Genomic DNA, 14,613 nt, shown 5'->3' with positions numbered 1-14,613 from the left:
CCTGGGTCGGGTCCCAGGTAGTGGCCCGGCGGTCGCGACCCTGCGCGACCATCGCCGCGAGCCTGAGGTAGTGGCGGTCGCAGAGCCTTGCGCAGCGCTCTCGCAGAACGCCCGAAGGGCCCGGTGAAACGGCGCCAAAGCAGCGTATGTCGCGGCTTTCGCCATTTCGATAATCGCCTCCGCCACGACTGAAACCGCAGTCGTTCCATTCACCCGGAGAGCGCCATGAACAAGAACAACATCGCCGTCCGCCGCCAGCTTCTGCCGCTGGCACTGGCCACCCTGGCCCTGTCTTCAGCGTCGAGCGGGGCTCGCGCCGACATCCTGCTGTACGACAAGGATGACACCACCTTTTCCACCGACGGCTACTTCAACGCCTTCTATGTGAACAGCGACGTCGACCGCAACGGCGATACCTACGACCGCCGCCAGTCGCGGGTGAAGATGGGCTTCCTGCCCAACTACATCGGCTTCAATTTCGGCAAGAAGATCGACGGCCTGACCCTCACCGGGCGCTCGTCGTTCTGGGTGACCATCAACGACAGCGAGCAGGACGGCACCGATACCGCCATCGACGTTCGCCAGTTCTACGGCAATGTCGCCGGCGACTGGGGCGAGGTGCTGATCGGCAAGGACTTCGGCCTGTTCTCGCGCTCCAACATCTTCCTCGACGAACTGCTCGCCGGCTTCGGCAACGCCAGCGACACCCTCGGCCTGGTGGATGGCAAGGGCGTGTCCTTCGGCAACATCGGCACCGGCTACCCGTACCCGTTCCCGACCTCGCAGATCACCTACCGCAACAACAACCTGGTGGATGGTCTACGCGTCGCCGTCGGCATCATGGACCCGATCGACACCAACCAGATCGACAAGGACGCCAGCGACGGCCTCGACGACAAGGCCTACCAGGACAACCCGCGCTACGAGAGCGAGATCAGCTACCAGTTCGATGTCGGCGGCGCGCAGATCTACAGCTGGGTCAACGGCGCCTACCAGACCTCGAAGAACACCAACGACGAAGTCGACAGCGTGACCTCCAAGGGCCTGGGCTACGGCATCCAGGCGAAGATGGGTGGCCTCTCGCTGACCGGCTCGGGCTTCACCGCCAAGGGCATCAACCCGTTCTTCACCAACAACGCCGGCGAAGCCGCGCTGCGCGAAGTGGACAGCCGCGGCGTGCTGCTGCAGGGCTCCTACAGCTGGGGCAAGAACCGTGTAGCGCTGTCCACCGGCGAGACCCGCGACGACGGCAACGGCCTGGGCAGCGCAGCAGACTATTCCACCAAGGGCATCGCCTACTTCCGCACCATCAACGACAACCTGAAGCTGGTAGCCGAGTACAACGTCTACGAAATCGACGGCCGCAAGGGCTCCACCGTCAGCGAGGACACCGACACCTTCGCGGTGGGCGCCGTCCTCAACTGGTAATCCCCCAACTCCTTTGGCTGCATTTCGGCGGGTCGGCACAGCGTGTCACCCGCCTTTTTTCTTCACTTCAAGGAAGGCTCGTCATGATCGGATCGTGGAGCGCGCACGCGCAGACTTACCTGCTGGTTCTGTCCATCGCCACCACCCTGGTGTTCGCCCTGCCCATCTTCCTGGTGCCGCTGCTGTGGGCGCGGGTGATGCAGTGGCAGTTGCCGGAACACACCGATCTTGCGGTGTATTTCGGGCGCTGCCTGGGGGCGTTCATCCTCATCGTCGAAGCCTTGATGCTGCGCGCGGCGCTGACAGGCGAGGCGCTGCTGACCACTTTCGAGGTACTGGCGGCGGTGGCGGGATTCATGGTGGTGGTGCACATCTACGGCGCGCTGCGCAGGATTCAGCCCTGGACGGAGACGGTGGAGACGGGATTCTACGCCGGGATGCTGGTACTGACGTTGCTGTTCTGGCCCGCTGCCTGATGCAGCCATTCCGTTGTGACAATCGGCGGATACCCCGTTCCGGGTTATGCGCCCTACGGAATGGCTCTGGCTCTGGACTGTGAGGTCTTCAGTGGAATACCCGCATGCTCTGGAGTGCCCCTTCGCGGCGTGCCCCTGAAACTGCGATTCAACGAGGGTATTTTTCGCCCCAAGCGAAAAACCGGATGCAGGGGCAAGACCTTTTGGTTCCTTTTGTGAGGGCGGCTAGCCGACGTTTGACAAAAGGAACTCGCCCGAGGGGGCGAAACAAAATGTCCGCGAGCACGCCGAAGCGGCGCACAAACACCGATCTCAAAAGCATCGCGGACGGAGTTCGCTCCTACAGCCGACCCCGCTACTTTCGGATAGACCCGCCGCGACACAAGTAGCATGGGGCGCGCCCCGGCCGCTTCGTAGAATGCCAGCGTCGATATCCTGACTGGGCGTACGCCATGCACGAAACACAAGGAGTCGTTCGCGGCATGTCCGATGCCCGCGACGTCGAGGCGGTCGCCCAGGACCTGGCGCGCCAGCTGATCCATCCAAACCTCGGCTTCGTGCTGTTCTTCTGTTCCGCCGAATACGACCTGCCAGCGCTGGCCGCCGCGCTGGAGCAGTACTTCGGCGGTATCGACCTGGCCGGCTGCACCACCGCCGGCGAGATCACCCCGCAGGGTTATGGGCGTGGCTGCGTCACCGCCGTGGGCTTCGACCTGCGCAGCTTCGCCATCTCCTGTGCGCTGGTGGACGAGATGGAGCGCTTCAGCCTGATCGACGCGCAGCAGATGGTCGAGTCGCTGGTGGCGGACTGTCGCAGCGCCGGGCTGGCGCCGATCAAGGACCACAGTTTCGCCCTGACCCTGCTCGACGGTCTCTCCAGCCGTGAGGAAGTGGTGCTCGCCGCGCTCAGTGCTGCGCTCGGTGCCATCCCGCATTTCGGCGGCTCGGCCGGTGACGATAATCACCTGACCCACACCCACGTCTTCTACCAGGGCCAGTTCCACACGGGGGCGGCGGTGGTGGTGCTGTTCAACACCTGGCTCGACTTCGAGGTGTTCACCACCCACCACGTGCTGCCGAGCGAGGAGAAGCTGGTGGTCACCCGCGCCGACAGCGACAGCCGCCGGGTGCTGGAGCTCAACGCCGAACCGGCCGCCCTGGAATTCGCCCGCCTGGTCGGCGTGCCGCTGGAGCAACTGGACTTCTCGCTGTTCCCGGCGCACCCGCTGGCGGTGCGGGTGCGCGACCAGTACTACGTGCGTTCGATCCAGCAGATCAACGATGACCTCAGCCTGACCTTCTACTGCGCAGTGGAGAACGGCATCGTCCTCACCGCCATGAGCACCGGCCCGCTGCTGCCGGGGCTCCAGGCGCAGTTCCAGCGCCTGCACGAGCGCCTCGGCCCGCCACTGCTGACGATCGGCTGCGACTGCTTCCTGCGGCGGCTGGAGCTGGAGGTGGCCGGCGATACCGAGCCCACCGCCGAGTTCCTCCGCAGCCAGCAGGTGATCGGCTTCAACACCTACGGGGAACAATTCAATGGCATGCATATCAACCAGACCTTCACCGGTGTCGCCATTGGCCGTCCTCGGGGCAACGCCGGAGGCTGAGCTGCACGCGCGGATCGACGAGCTGGAGCGCGACAACCACAAGCTGCAGCGGATCAATGCAGCGCTGATCGAGCGTGTCGAGTCGGCCACGTCGCGCGGCGACAACGCGTACGGCGCCTTCCAGCATTCGGTGGTACTGGCCGAGCAGGTGCGCGAGCGCACCGACGCGCTGAGCGAGGCGATGGTCGAGCTGAAGTCCAGCAACCAGTTGCTCAGCGATGCCCGCCTGCGCGCCGAGACCGCGCACCAGCACCTGCTCGACGCCATCGAGAGCATCTCCGACGCCTTCGTGCTGTTCGATCCGCAACAGCGCATCGTCCTCTACAACGAGCGCTTCCGGGCGTTCTGGGCGCAGACCCGCGCCCGTGTCGGTGCAGGGACGCGGCTTGCCGAAGTGCGCCGTCTGGCACAGAGCAGCGGGTTGATCGTCGAGGAACAGCGCAGCAGCGACGACGAACACACCCTCTATCGCCTGCGCAACGACCGCTGGGTGCGCGTCACCGAGCGGCCGACCCGCGACGGTGGCCTGGTCGTGCTCTACAGCGACATCACCGAGATCAAGCAGAATGAGATGGCCCGCCGCGAACAGGCGGTGGCGCAGAAGTCGCACCTGCTGCAGCGCGCCGTGGATAACCTGTCCCAGGGTGTGGCCATGGTCGGCGCCGATGGCGCGCTGGAACTGTGGAACCGGCGCTTCCTGGAGCTTTGTGGGCTGGCGCCGATCGGGGCACACCGACCCTTTGCCGAGGTCATGGCCGACAGCGAGCTGCCGCTGCTGACTCCACGCAGCCGGCCGCGCAAGGGGGAGGCGGAAGGGGTGATCGAGCAGAGACTGTTCGACGGCCGCATGCTCGAGATTCGCACCCACGCGCTGCCTACCGGTGGCTTCGTCAACACCTTCACCGACATCACCGAGCGCTATCGCCACGCTGAAGCGCTGCGTGAGAGCGAGCGCTGGATTCGCCTGATCACCGACCAGGTACCGGCGCTGATCGCCTACCTCACCGCCGACCTCGACTACGACTTCACCAACAAGGTCTACGAGGAGTGGTACCGCTGGCCCAGCGGCTCGATGCTCGGGCGCAACCTGCGCGAGGTGCACAGCGCCGAACACTGCCAGCGGCTGGAGCCGTACTTCGAGCGCGCGCTGTCGGGCGAAAGCGTGACCTTCGAGATTGCCGAGACCAACCTGGCCGGGCAGGAGCGCTACATGCAGCGCTCCTACGTGCCCAACCGACAGGCCGACGGCACGGTGAGCGGGTTGTTCGTGCTGATCCGCGACATCACCGAGCGCCGCCGCACCGCCGAGGCGCTGCACCAGGCCTACCAGAACCTGGAGCAGCGGGTGCGTGAGCGCACCGCCGAGCTGACCAGCCTCAACGACCAGCTCAAGCGCGAGATCGACGAACGCAGCCAGGTCGAGGGCCGGCTGCGCGAGGCCAAGCGCGAGGCGGAGCAGGCCAACCTGTCGAAGACCAAGTTCCTCGCCGCCGTCAGCCATGACCTGTTGCAGCCGCTGAACGCCGCGCGGCTGTTCACCAGCGCGCTGCAGGAGCGCAGCGGTGAGGTGCTGGTACGCAACATCAGCCAGTCGCTGGAGGATGTTGAAACCCTGCTCGGTACTCTGGTGGACATCTCCAAGCTGGATGCCGGGGTGATCAAGCCGGACATCGCCTCGTTCGACGTCAGCGAACTGCTCGGCAACCTCGCAGCCGAGTACCGCCAGGTCGCCGCCAGCGAAGGCCTGGTGCTGGATTTCGTGCCGTGCGGCGCCCAGGTGCGCAGCGATATCCAGCTGCTGGCGCGGATCCTGCGCAACCTGCTGACCAACGCCATCCGCTACACGCCTTCGGGGCGCGTGCTGCTGGGCTGCCGGCGGCGCCGGCACAGCCTGTGGATCGAGGTCTGGGACACCGGCGTGGGCATCGCCGCGGACAAGCTCGGCGAGATATTCCAGGAGTTCAAACGCGGTGACGTGCAGCGCTTTCACCAGGACCGCGGGCTGGGGCTGGGGCTGGCGATCGTCGAGAAGATCGCACGCATGCTCGGCCATCGTATCCAGGTGGAGTCGGCGCTGGGCAAGGGGTCGCGTTTTTCCATCGAAGTCCCCTTGGCTCGCCGCGTGGCGCGCACCGAACCGGAACCGGAGCGTACCGCCGACGACCTGGTGGAGCGCCTGCGCGGGTCGCGCGTCTGGGTGCTGGATAACGATGCCGCGATCTGCGCCGGCATGCGCACGCTGCTGGAAACCTGGGGTTGCCAGGTGGTGACCGCGCTGTCGGAGGAGGACCTGGCGCGGCAGGTCGATAATTTCCATGCCGAGTCGGACCTGTTGATCGTCGATTACCACCTGGACGAGGGGCTGAACGGCGTCGATGCCGTCGCCTCGATCAACGCCCGACGCGGCACGCCGCTACCGGCGCTGATGATCACCGCCAACTACAGCAACGAGCTGAAGCAGCAGATCCGCGAGCTGGGGCACACGCTGATGCACAAGCCGGTGCGGCCGATGAAGCTGAAGACCGCGCTGTGCCATCTGATCGATAGCGCCCACTGATTTGGGCGCCGTAGTGTGCGGGTAGTTTCGGCGCTCGGGCCGGCCCTCACCCCAGCCCTCTCCCAAGGGGAGAGGGGGAGTCCGTACAGGCTGAAGTTGTGGTTATATCCTGCACCATACGCCCCCATCCTCTGGGAGAGGGTAATAGCTTGCACGGACCTTCCCAGGCCCACGAATAGTAGGAGCGAGCTTGCTCGCGAACCGCTCAACGCGGAAACATCGTTCGCGAGCAAGCTCGCTCCTGCAAAAAACAGATTGAATCAGGCCCGCTGGGCGGCCGGAGCGCGCACCTTGGCCAGCAGGATCAGCGCGATCCCGCCGAGCACCGCCAATGACACCAGTGCCAGGCGCAGGCTGATCGCCTCGCCGAGCAGCACGGCGCCGGAAAGGGCGGCGAGAATGGGTACGCTCAACTGCACCGAAGCGCCCTGGATCGCCGACAGACCCGGTAGTGCGCTGTACCAGATCGCGTAGCCGATGCCCGACGCCACCGCGCCGGACAGCACGGCATAGACGACACCCATCGCATCCACCCGCAGATCGGCGTGGAAGCAAGCCGCCAGCAAGGCCGCAAAGGCAATGGCGCGCGCGAAATTGCCGGTGGTGATCGCCAGCGGATCGCTGCCCTGGCGACCCAGCAACGAATACAGCCCCCAGGCCACACCCGACAGCAGCATCAGCAGCGCGCCGGCCAACGGCGGCGCGCTGGCGCTGGGCAGCAGCTGGGCGAGCAGCCCGCCGAGAGCCAGCAGGAAGCCGAGCAGCGCCTGGCCGTGCAGGCGTTCGCCGCGCAGCAGGCCGACCAGGATCATGGTCACCTGCACCGCGCCGAACAGCAGCAGGGCGCCGGTACCCGCATCCAGCTGCACGTAGGCGTAGGAGAAGGCCGCGGCGTAGACGAACAGCGCCGCTGCTGCGCGCCAGTTGCCCCCTTCGCTGGCGGCGCGGCGGCGCAGTCTGAGCAGCACGGCAAGCATCAGCGCGCCGGAGAGGATGCGGATGCCGGTGAAGCTCACCGCGTCGATGCTGGCGGCCTTGAGCGCCAGGCGGCAGAGGATGGAGTTGCCGGCGAAGGCAAGCATCGCCAGGCCGGTGAGGCTCAGGGTGCGGGTGGAGGGCATCGAGTGGTTCCCGGTAGCGGTCTCAGCGGCACGCTGATGAAAGTTTCAGCGACGCAGGTAGGCGGCGAAGTCGATGTCGCCCGCGCAGAGAATCGCCTGCACGCGGTTGTGCACCTTCAGCTTGCGCAGGATGGCGGAGACGTGGGCCTTCACCGTGGTCTCGGCGATCTCCAGGTTGTAGGCGATCTGCTTGTTCGACTCGCCCTTGGTCATCCGCTCCAGCACCAGCAGTTGCTTGCGGGTCAGTGCCTGCAGCAGTTCTGGCGGGATGCTGTGGTCTTCCTGGCGGCTGCGGCGTGGCGAGGACTTCTGGGTGCGGATGATGTCCGACGGCAGGTAGACGTTGCCGTTGAGGATCTGTTCGATGGCCTCGGTCATCTGCACGCGCGGTGAGGACTTGGTGATGAAGCCTACGGCGCCGTAGGTGATGGCCTGCAGGACGACCTGTTTGTCCTGCTCGGCGGAGACGATCACCACGGGAATGGTCGGCGCCTCGTTGCGCAGGCTCATCAGGCCATTCAGGCCATGCATGCCGGGCATGTTCAGGTCGAGCAGGATCAGGTCGAGATCGTCGTGTTCCTGGGTCAGGCCCAGGGCGCTGTCGAGGTCGGCGGTCTCCATCACTTCGCTGCCGGGGAAGCCGTCGGCGATGACGTTGTGGATCGCCTCGCGGAACAGCGGGTGATCGTCGGCGATCAGGATCTTGTACATGGCCTGCACCTCGTTGTTGTCGTTATGGGCGGTGATTGCAAGTTACTTCAGGGGTTGCGGCTGGGCGTCCTGCAAGGGCAGTCCCGCCTGCTCCCAGGCGTCGATACCGTCACGGTACCAGTAGAGGCTGGCATAGCCCAGCGCATGCGCGCGGCGGATGGCGTTCCAGCTCATCCAGCAGTCGGAGCGGCAGTAGAACACCAGCGGCCGCTTGGCATCGCCCTCGGTGAGTTGGGCGAGATTGTGTTCGAAGTAGGCCTGCCACTGCGGTTCCAGGATGCCGGTGCCGACGTTGGCCAGCCACAGGCTGCCGGGCAGGTTGCGGTGCTTTTCATCTTCGACGAACTGGCCGTTCAAGAAGGTGCGGCGGTAAACGTCCACCAGCCGGGCCTTCGGCTCGCGCTTGAGCAGCGCCTGCAGGGCGGGGGTGTCGAGGGTGACGGCGTGGTCGGCGGAAGGCGGCGTCGGGCTGCGGTACTGGGCCTGGCGATAGCCGTCTGCGGAGAACAGCGGCGTGTCGTCGGCCTGCGCGGCCGGAAGCGTCAGGCTGAGCAGGCATGCGGCGAGGCAGCCGCTCACGTGGCCGTACAGGGCAGTGGCAAGGCGAGGCATGGCGGTATCTCTGATTAGTTCTTCTTGTAGTGGCCATTAGATGCCGGCGCTGCCGCTTTGGAAATTCGACGTCCGGAGGGGCAAACCCGTACCAAAGTAGGAGATTTCACCCCTTGCGCAGGGCGGCGTGCTGCGGGTTGAAGGTCAGCACGGCAAGGCCGGCGAAGAGCAGCGTCAGGCCCAGGCAGACGCCACTGGCCAGCGGATTGAAGCGCTCGTACAGGGCGAAGCGCAGCAGTTCCACGGCGTGGCTGAACGGGTTCAGCGCGCACAGCCAGTACAACCACTGGCTGGCCTCGCGCATCTTCCACAACGGGTAGAGCGCGGAGGAGAGGAAGAACAGAGGGAAGATGACGAAATTCATCACCCCGGCAAAGTTCTCCAGCTGGCGGATGCCGTTGGACAGCAGCAACCCCAGCGCGCCCAGCAGCAGGGCGGCCAGCAGCAATGCCGGTAGCGCGGCAACCAGCCCCATCGGCGGCGGCTGCACGCCATACAGCCAGGCGATGAGCAGGAAGGCGTAGACCTGCAACAGCGACACCAGCGCGGTGGCCAACAGCTTGCTGGCGAGCAGGAAGGCACGCGGTAGCGGGCTGGTCAGCAGCACGCGCATGCTGCCCATCTCGCGGTCGTAGACCATCGACAGCGAGCCCTGCATGCCGTTGAACAGCAGGATCATGCAGCACAGCCCCGGCACGATGTAGGTCTCGTAGGTGACGTAGGTGTCGTACGGCTCGATGATCGAAATGCCCAGCGCGGCGCGGAAGCCGGCGGCGAACACCAGCAGCCAGAGCAGCGGCCGCACCAGCGCGCTGAGGAAACGCGAGCGTTGCAGGACGAAGCGCAGCCATTCGCGCCTGACGATGCCGCACAGGCATTGCCAGTAGGCGGCAGGGCCGAGCCGCGGGCTCTCCAGGGCACTCATGCGCAGGCCTCCAGGCGGGTCAGGCGGTGGAAGGTGCGCTCCAGGTCGCCGGCGTCCGCCGCGCAGATGTCCCGCGCCTCGCCACGGGCGACCAGGCGGCCGCGATCGAGCACCAGCAGCGCATCCTCGTCGCGCACCTCATCCAGCAGGTGGGTGGTCCAGAGCACCGCCAGGCCATCCTCGCGGCACAGCCGGCGCACATGGTTGTTGAGCGCCTGGCGCGCCGCCGGGTCGAGCCCGACGCTGGCCTCGTCGAGCAGCAGCAGGCGTGGCCGATGCAGCAGCGCGCGGGCGATCTCCACGCGGCGGCGATGGCCGCCATTGAGCGCCCGGACCTTGTCGCGACGGCGCTCCTGCAAGTGCTGGCGGGCCAGTTCGGCGTCGATCCGTTCGTGCGCCACGCTGCGCGGCAGGCCATGCAGGGCGGCGTGGTAGCGCAGGTTCTGCTCCACGCTCAGGTCCAGGTCCAGGGTGCTCTGCTGGAACACCACGCCGAGCTGGCGCAGGGCCAGGCGCGGCTGCTGGCGCAGGCTGTAGCCGAGCACGTCGATCTCGCCCTGCTGCAGGTCGTAGAGCCGGGTGAGCAGGGCAACCAGGGTGGACTTGCCGGCACCGTTGGGCCCCAGCAGGGCGGTGAAGCGCCCGGCGGGGAGCTCGAACTCCAGGCCGTCGAGGGCGCGGCGCGAGCCGTAGGAGAAGCCGAGGTCGCGGACCGTCAGCGCATTCATGGCGTCACCACCACGCCCCACGGATAGCGGCCCACCTTGATCGACTTGGTGACCTTGCGCGAGGCGACATCGATCACCGAGACATCGCCGCTGACGCCGTTGGTGGCCAGCAGGGTCTTCTCGTCCGGGGTGAACGCCAGGTGCCAGACGCGGCGGCCCACCAGCAGGTAGTCGAGCACCTCGAACGTCTTCGCATCCACCACCGCCACATGGTTGGCCGGGCCGAGGGCGACGAAGGCGTACTTGCCATCGCGGGTCAGTTGCACGCCCACCGGCTGCACCTTGTCCGGGTGCACGCCCTGGATGGCGAAGCGCAGGGTCTTGAGGATCTGGCGGCTGGCGGTGTCGACCACGCTGACGGTGCCGCCGATCTCCGCCGAGACCCAGACCTGCGAGCCGTCGTGGGTGAACTCGGCGTGGCGCGGGCGCTGGTCCACCAGGGTGCTGTCCACCAGCTTCTGGGTCGCGGTGTCGATCCAGTGCAGCATGTTGGTGGTCTCGCTGGTGTTCACCGCCCACTTGCCATCCGGGCTCACCGCCATGCCTTCTGGCTCGACGCCGACGTCGATCTGCCCGAGCACCTGGGCGGTCTGGGTATCGACCACCGTGACCAGCGCATCGTCCTCGTTGGAGACATACAGCCAGCGGTCGTTGGGGTGCAGGGCGAATTGCTCGGGGTCGGCGCCGGAGGGCAGTTGCTTGATGATCTTGCGGGTGGCCAGGTCGATCACCTGCACGGTGTCCGAATCGCTGGCGCAGACGTACAGCAGCTTGTTGTCGTGGGACAGCGCCAGGCCGCGCGGGCGCTTGCCGGTGTCGATGGTGCCGGTGACGGCCAGGGTATCCAGGTCGATGACGCTGAGGTTGTTGTCCTTCTCGTTGGACACGTAGGCGGTGGCGGCAAAGGCCGTGGGTACCAGGCCGAGCGCGAGGCTCAGGCAGGAGAGGGCAAGCAGGCGGGGCATGGGCAGGTTCCTCATGGGGCGTTCTTCTTATGGCTGTGTGTCGGCGAGGTGGCACTGGCTTTCCGGTGCGTCCAGGCCGAGGCTGTCGAGTTCGCTGGCGGGGTGCAGGAAGCCTTCCTGCGGGGAGGTGCTGACCAGCGCGCGTGGCTGTACCAGCGGGATCGGCTGGCGCAGCTGGCCATCCCACGGGCGGAAGCCGAGCTTGTAGCCCTTGAAGCCGTCCAGCGGCAGGTCGGGGGAGAGCGACAGCGTGCGGATCGCCATGGGGTCGGCGTCGCGCAGTCGCGTCACCGCGCTGGCGATGCTGCGCACGGCGATCCAGGCGGCAAAGTCGCGGTCGTTCATCCAGCGCCCGGCGCGTTCCTCGAAGCGCTTCTGCAACTGCGCGGCGCCGTAGGTTTCCACCGTCTTGTGCCAGCCGGTGGCGACCAGCCCCTGGGTGCCGGCGACGGGCCGCGGCAACCAGGTGTTGTAGGGCACGTACTCGCCGAAGTCGCCGTGCTCGTCGGCTACCAGCACGGCGTCGTAGTCCTCGCCGGACTGGGTGAACAGCGCCATGTCGGCCTGGGCGCTGCGGCGCTGATCGTTATCGAAGGTGAAGGGTTTTTCTTCGACTATCTTCGCGCCGAAGCGCTTGGCCGAGCGGCGCAGGGCGTTGGCGTACAGGGCGTCTTCCGGGCGCTGGCCGACGATCAGCAGCCAGCGCGTCCACTTGCGCAGCACCAGGAACTGGGTGAGGGCGTCGGTCAGCATCAGCCGGCTGGGCAGCGTATGCAGCACGTTCGCCGCGCACTGGCTGGCGCGCAGTTCGTCATCGGCAGCGCCGGCGTTGAACAGCAGGCTGTCCGGAAGCGCGGCGGCCAGTTGGCGCAGCGTGTCTGCCGGGGCGTTGACCACGAACAGGCGCAGGCCAGCGGCGTGCAGGCGCCCGGCTTCGCCCAGCAGCTTTTCCGGGGTGTCGGAACTGGCGGCTTCCAGGCTGTAGCGGTGCTTGAGGAAGCGCCCGGTGCTGTTGCTGTCGGTGATCGCCAATTCGGCGCCGCGCAGGCCGGCGTCGGTGGGTTCGGGGATGACGTTGGACAGCAGCGGGCCAGGATCGGGCGTGTAGCCCAGGTAGCCGATGCGGATTTCCAGCGCAGGAGCTTCCTCGGCACGAGCCCCGAGGCTGAAGGCAGCGGCGCAGGCAACCGCGAGCAGATAGGCGACGCCATGAAAGGCGAACTGACGCATGGGCGACTCCCTGGGTGGGCCGGCTTGTTGTTGTGCGGCCAGCATAGGAATCGCCCACGGCGCGGCAAATATGCAGAAAGTACCGGTGGGGCAGTACCAAGGTAGTAGGTTGCGCGCCGCGTCCGCGACCTAGGATGGCGCTACAAGAACCAGAAGAGGAGCGTCGCCATGCGTATCGCCGTCACTCTCGTCCTGCCGATCCTGCTGATGCTCAGCCTGTTCGGTTTCGATTTCCTCTACACGCGCAACGGTTACCTGCCGGCGGCGGAGCTGCGTGCGCCCGTGGCGCCGGTGGGCTGCATCACGACCTGTCGCGGCGCGCACTAGATGTCCGCGCTGTGGCGGATCAACCTGCTGGTCGGGTTGTTCTTCGCGCTGCTCGCGGGGGTTTGCCTGGCGGTGCTGGTGCATCAGGGCAACGACGATGTGCGCCGTGAGATGGATGCCGCGCGGGGCGTGCTCGAGTACCTGCGTGAGGCCGCGCAGCGCGACCCGGCCAGCCTGGACCCCGACCTCACCGCCGGCCTGCGCCACGTGCGCGTGCACTGGCTGGACTCGGGGGCGCCCGCACCGCACACCGGCCTGGATGACTGGCTGGTGACTCGCCTGTATCCCGACCTGCCGGCGCCGACCCTGCTCACGCTGGCCGATGGCCGACGCGTGCAATTGAGCCTGGACCCGCGCGACGAGATCGACGAGGTGCGCGATTCGCTGGTGCAACTGCTGGTGCTGTTCGGTGTATCGCTGCTGGCCAGTCTGCTGGCGATCCGCTGGGCCGTGCAGGGAGGCTTGCGGGTGGTGGAGCAACTGCATGGTGCCCTGGAGAATGTCTCCCGTGGCCAGTTCCAGGTACGCCTGCCAGACCATGCCCTGCCCGAGGCGCAGCGCCTGGCCAGTGGCTTCAACGGCATGGTCGGCGAGCTGGAACGTGCCTGTGTGGAAAATGCCGAGCTGACCCGCGCGCTGCTCGCGGTGCAGGAGCGTGAGCGCCAGCAGTTGGCCCAGGCGCTGCACGATGACATCGGCCAGTACCTCGCCGGCATCCGCGCGCAGGTATTCCTGCTGCGCAGCCTGGAAGGCCAGGACGGTATCGGATGCGTCACCCTCGACCGTCTGGAGCAGCATTGCCAGGGCCTCAACGAGAGTTTTCGTGCGCTGGTGCGCGACCTTTACCCGGTGGTGCTGGAGCGGGTCAGCCTGGAAGAGGCGCTGCGGCTGCACGTCGGGCAATGGCAGGCCAGCCAGGGGGTGACGTGCAGCCTGCACCTGGAGCCACTGCCGGCGCTGCCGACAGTGGCCAAGGCGCACCTGTACCGCCTGCTACAGGAGGCGCTGACCAACGTGGCGCGACATGCCGACGCGCGGAGGGTTCGGGTGATCCTGCGACGCCATTGCGGGCGGCTCTACCTGTGGGTGCGTGATGATGGGCGAGGCTGCAACGGGCGGCCACGAACAGGCATCGGCATGCGTTCCATGCACGAGCGGGCCCGTTGCCTGGGCGGCGAACTGCACCTGCGCCGTCGACCGGGTGGCGGCCTGGCCCTGCGCTTGTGGATGCCGTTGGCAACCGGTGTGATGGAAGGAGAGAGGGCGTGAAGATCCTGCTGGTGGACGATCATTTCGTGGTCCGCGACGGCGTCGCCGCACTGCTGCGCGGGCTGATCCCCGAGGTCGAGGTGAGCGAGGCCATCGATGGCGAGTCCGCCCTGGAGGCGGTGCAGCGCAGCGTGCCGAGCCTGGTGATCCTGGATATCGGCCTGCCCGGCATCAGTGGCCTGGAAGTCACCCGGCGGTTGCGCCAGCGCCTGCCACAACTGCGCGTGCTGTTCTTCAGCATGCACGACGAGCTGCCGCTGGTACGCCAGGCGCTGGACGCCGGCGCGGCGGGCTATATCACCAAGGGCGCCTCGCCGGCGGTGCTGGTGGAGGCGGTCAGGCGAATATTGGCGGGGCATGCGTACATCGAGCAGCCGCTGGCCACCCAGCTGGCGCGCCAGCCCCGGGGCGCCGACGGCCAGGACCCGCGCCTGCAGGGCATGACCCAGCGCGAGTTCGAGATCTTCGTGATGCTCGCCCGCGGCCTGCCGGTGCGGCAGGTGGCGGAACACCTGTGCATCAGCGCCAAGACGGTGTCGAACCACGTCACCCTGCTCAAGCAGAAGCTGCAGGTGGTGTCCCACGCTGAACTGGTGCACCTGGCGATCGATACCGGCGTGCTGCGGGTCGGTGGCGAAGCCATCGCCGGCTAGC

Annotated in this window: 14 protein-coding genes; 7 read left to right on the top strand and 7 right to left on the bottom strand. The window is 66.8% G+C overall.

Going from position 1 to position 14,613, the window contains the following annotated elements; genetic code table 11:
• Window positions 1-225 precede the first annotated feature (225 nt).
• The 4 genes from GJV37_RS12945 to nahK all read left to right on the top strand — a co-directional run bounded on the left by GJV37_RS12945 (window position 226) and on the right by nahK (window position 6,071).
• Window positions 226-1,428 carry a porin family protein gene (locus GJV37_RS12945; protein WP_024764449.1) on the top strand — a complete coding sequence of 401 codons (1,203 nt, stop codon included), beginning with the start codon at window positions 226-228 and terminating at the stop codon, window positions 1,426-1,428.
• An 83-nt stretch (window positions 1,429-1,511) separates the two neighbouring features.
• The gene (locus GJV37_RS12940) at window positions 1,512-1,904 is read left to right on the top strand and encodes a hypothetical protein (protein WP_024764450.1); all 393 of its coding nucleotides are present in this window, start codon (window positions 1,512-1,514) and stop codon (window positions 1,902-1,904) included.
• A 452-nt stretch (window positions 1,905-2,356) separates the two neighbouring features.
• A complete protein-coding gene (gene nosP / locus GJV37_RS12935) occupies window positions 2,357-3,514 on the top strand; it encodes a nitric oxide-sensing protein NosP (protein WP_024764451.1) in 1,158 nt (385 codons plus the stop codon).
• A complete protein-coding gene (gene nahK / locus GJV37_RS12930) occupies window positions 3,444-6,071 on the top strand; it encodes a hybrid sensor histidine kinase/response regulator NahK/ErcS' (protein WP_081754004.1) in 2,628 nt (875 codons plus the stop codon). The genes nosP and nahK overlap by 71 nt, the downstream gene beginning before the upstream one ends.
• Before the next feature lie 260 nt (window positions 6,072-6,331).
• On the opposite strand, the gene GJV37_RS12925 is transcribed toward nahK, so the two are convergent.
• The 7 genes from GJV37_RS12925 to GJV37_RS12895 all read right to left on the bottom strand — a co-directional run bounded on the left by GJV37_RS12925 (window position 6,332) and on the right by GJV37_RS12895 (window position 12,363).
• Window positions 6,332-7,192: a DMT family transporter gene (locus GJV37_RS12925; protein WP_024764453.1), complete on the bottom strand. Its 861-nt coding sequence runs from the start codon at window positions 7,190-7,192 to the stop codon at window positions 6,332-6,334.
• A gap of 45 nt (window positions 7,193-7,237) precedes the next feature.
• Window positions 7,238-7,903, bottom strand: a complete 666-nt coding sequence (gene agmR / locus GJV37_RS12920) for a response regulator AgmR (protein ID WP_193452616.1) — start codon at window positions 7,901-7,903, stop codon at window positions 7,238-7,240.
• Window positions 7,904-7,945: 42 nt separating this feature from the next.
• Window positions 7,946-8,515 (bottom strand): PQQ-dependent catabolism-associated CXXCW motif protein, encoded by a 570-nt coding sequence (locus GJV37_RS12915; RefSeq protein WP_170858769.1) that lies wholly within the window; start codon window positions 8,513-8,515, stop codon window positions 7,946-7,948.
• A 106-nt stretch (window positions 8,516-8,621) separates the two neighbouring features.
• Complete coding sequence (locus tag GJV37_RS12910) at window positions 8,622-9,440, bottom strand: ABC transporter permease (RefSeq protein ID WP_170858768.1); 819 nt, start codon at window positions 9,438-9,440, stop codon at window positions 8,622-8,624.
• Complete coding sequence (locus GJV37_RS12905; protein ID WP_170858767.1) at window positions 9,437-10,168, bottom strand: ABC transporter ATP-binding protein; 732 nt, start codon at window positions 10,166-10,168, stop codon at window positions 9,437-9,439. The genes GJV37_RS12910 and GJV37_RS12905 overlap by 4 nt, the downstream gene beginning before the upstream one ends.
• Window positions 10,165-11,133: a YVTN family beta-propeller repeat protein gene (locus tag GJV37_RS12900; RefSeq protein ID WP_024764458.1), complete on the bottom strand. Its 969-nt coding sequence runs from the start codon at window positions 11,131-11,133 to the stop codon at window positions 10,165-10,167. Before GJV37_RS12900 ends, GJV37_RS12905 begins: the two co-directional genes overlap by 4 nt.
• 27 nt (window positions 11,134-11,160) lie before the next feature.
• A complete protein-coding gene (locus GJV37_RS12895) occupies window positions 11,161-12,363 on the bottom strand; it encodes an ABC transporter substrate-binding protein (protein WP_170858766.1) in 1,203 nt (400 codons plus the stop codon).
• 168 nt (window positions 12,364-12,531) lie between these two features.
• On the opposite strand from GJV37_RS12895, the gene GJV37_RS12890 reads away from it, so the two are divergent.
• From GJV37_RS12890 to GJV37_RS12880, 3 genes are read left to right on the top strand one after another with little or no spacing between them, the layout of a single operon-like run.
• Window positions 12,532-12,690 carry a hypothetical protein gene (locus GJV37_RS12890; RefSeq protein ID WP_164488258.1) on the top strand — a complete coding sequence of 53 codons (159 nt, stop codon included), beginning with the start codon at window positions 12,532-12,534 and terminating at the stop codon, window positions 12,688-12,690.
• Window positions 12,691-13,959 (top strand): sensor histidine kinase, encoded by a 1,269-nt coding sequence (locus tag GJV37_RS12885; protein WP_170858765.1) that lies wholly within the window; start codon window positions 12,691-12,693, stop codon window positions 13,957-13,959.
• Entirely contained in the window at window positions 13,956-14,612 is a 657-nt protein-coding gene (locus tag GJV37_RS12880; RefSeq protein WP_084359295.1) for a response regulator, read from the top strand. Before GJV37_RS12885 ends, GJV37_RS12880 begins: the two co-directional genes overlap by 4 nt.
• The last annotated feature ends 1 nt before the right edge of the window (window position 14,613 follow it).

The organism is Pseudomonas nitroreducens, from assembly GCF_010994165.1.
Classification (GTDB): Bacteria; Pseudomonadota; Gammaproteobacteria; order Pseudomonadales; family Pseudomonadaceae; genus Pseudomonas; species Pseudomonas nitroreducens.
Note: the sequence above shows the minus strand (reverse complement) of the source record. Positions and strands in the feature narration are given on the sequence as shown.

Bases quoted from the DNA above. Each gene is read 5' to 3' on its own strand.
- GJV37_RS12885 (WP_170858765.1), top strand. From the start codon at position 12,691: ATGTCCGCGCTGTGGCGGATCAACCTGCTGGTCGGGTTGTTCTTCGCG.
- agmR (WP_193452616.1), bottom strand. From the start codon at position 7,903: ATGTACAAGATCCTGATCGCCGACGATCACCCGCTGTTCCGCGAGGCG.
- GJV37_RS12940 (WP_024764450.1), top strand. From the start codon at position 1,512: ATGATCGGATCGTGGAGCGCGCACGCGCAGACTTACCTGCTGGTTCTG.
- nahK (WP_081754004.1), top strand. From the start codon at position 3,444: ATGGCATGCATATCAACCAGACCTTCACCGGTGTCGCCATTGGCCGTC.
- GJV37_RS12910 (WP_170858768.1), bottom strand. From the start codon at position 9,440: ATGAGTGCCCTGGAGAGCCCGCGGCTCGGCCCTGCCGCCTACTGGCAA.
- GJV37_RS12900 (WP_024764458.1), bottom strand. From the start codon at position 11,133: ATGCCCCGCCTGCTTGCCCTCTCCTGCCTGAGCCTCGCGCTCGGCCTG.
- GJV37_RS12945 (WP_024764449.1), top strand. From the start codon at position 226: ATGAACAAGAACAACATCGCCGTCCGCCGCCAGCTTCTGCCGCTGGCA.
- GJV37_RS12895 (WP_170858766.1), bottom strand. From the start codon at position 12,363: ATGCGTCAGTTCGCCTTTCATGGCGTCGCCTATCTGCTCGCGGTTGCC.
- GJV37_RS12890 (WP_164488258.1), top strand. From the start codon at position 12,532: ATGCGTATCGCCGTCACTCTCGTCCTGCCGATCCTGCTGATGCTCAGC.
- GJV37_RS12915 (WP_170858769.1), bottom strand. From the start codon at position 8,515: ATGCCTCGCCTTGCCACTGCCCTGTACGGCCACGTGAGCGGCTGCCTC.
- nosP (WP_024764451.1), top strand. From the start codon at position 2,357: ATGCACGAAACACAAGGAGTCGTTCGCGGCATGTCCGATGCCCGCGAC.
- GJV37_RS12905 (WP_170858767.1), bottom strand. From the start codon at position 10,168: ATGAATGCGCTGACGGTCCGCGACCTCGGCTTCTCCTACGGCTCGCGC.
- GJV37_RS12925 (WP_024764453.1), bottom strand. From the start codon at position 7,192: ATGCCCTCCACCCGCACCCTGAGCCTCACCGGCCTGGCGATGCTTGCC.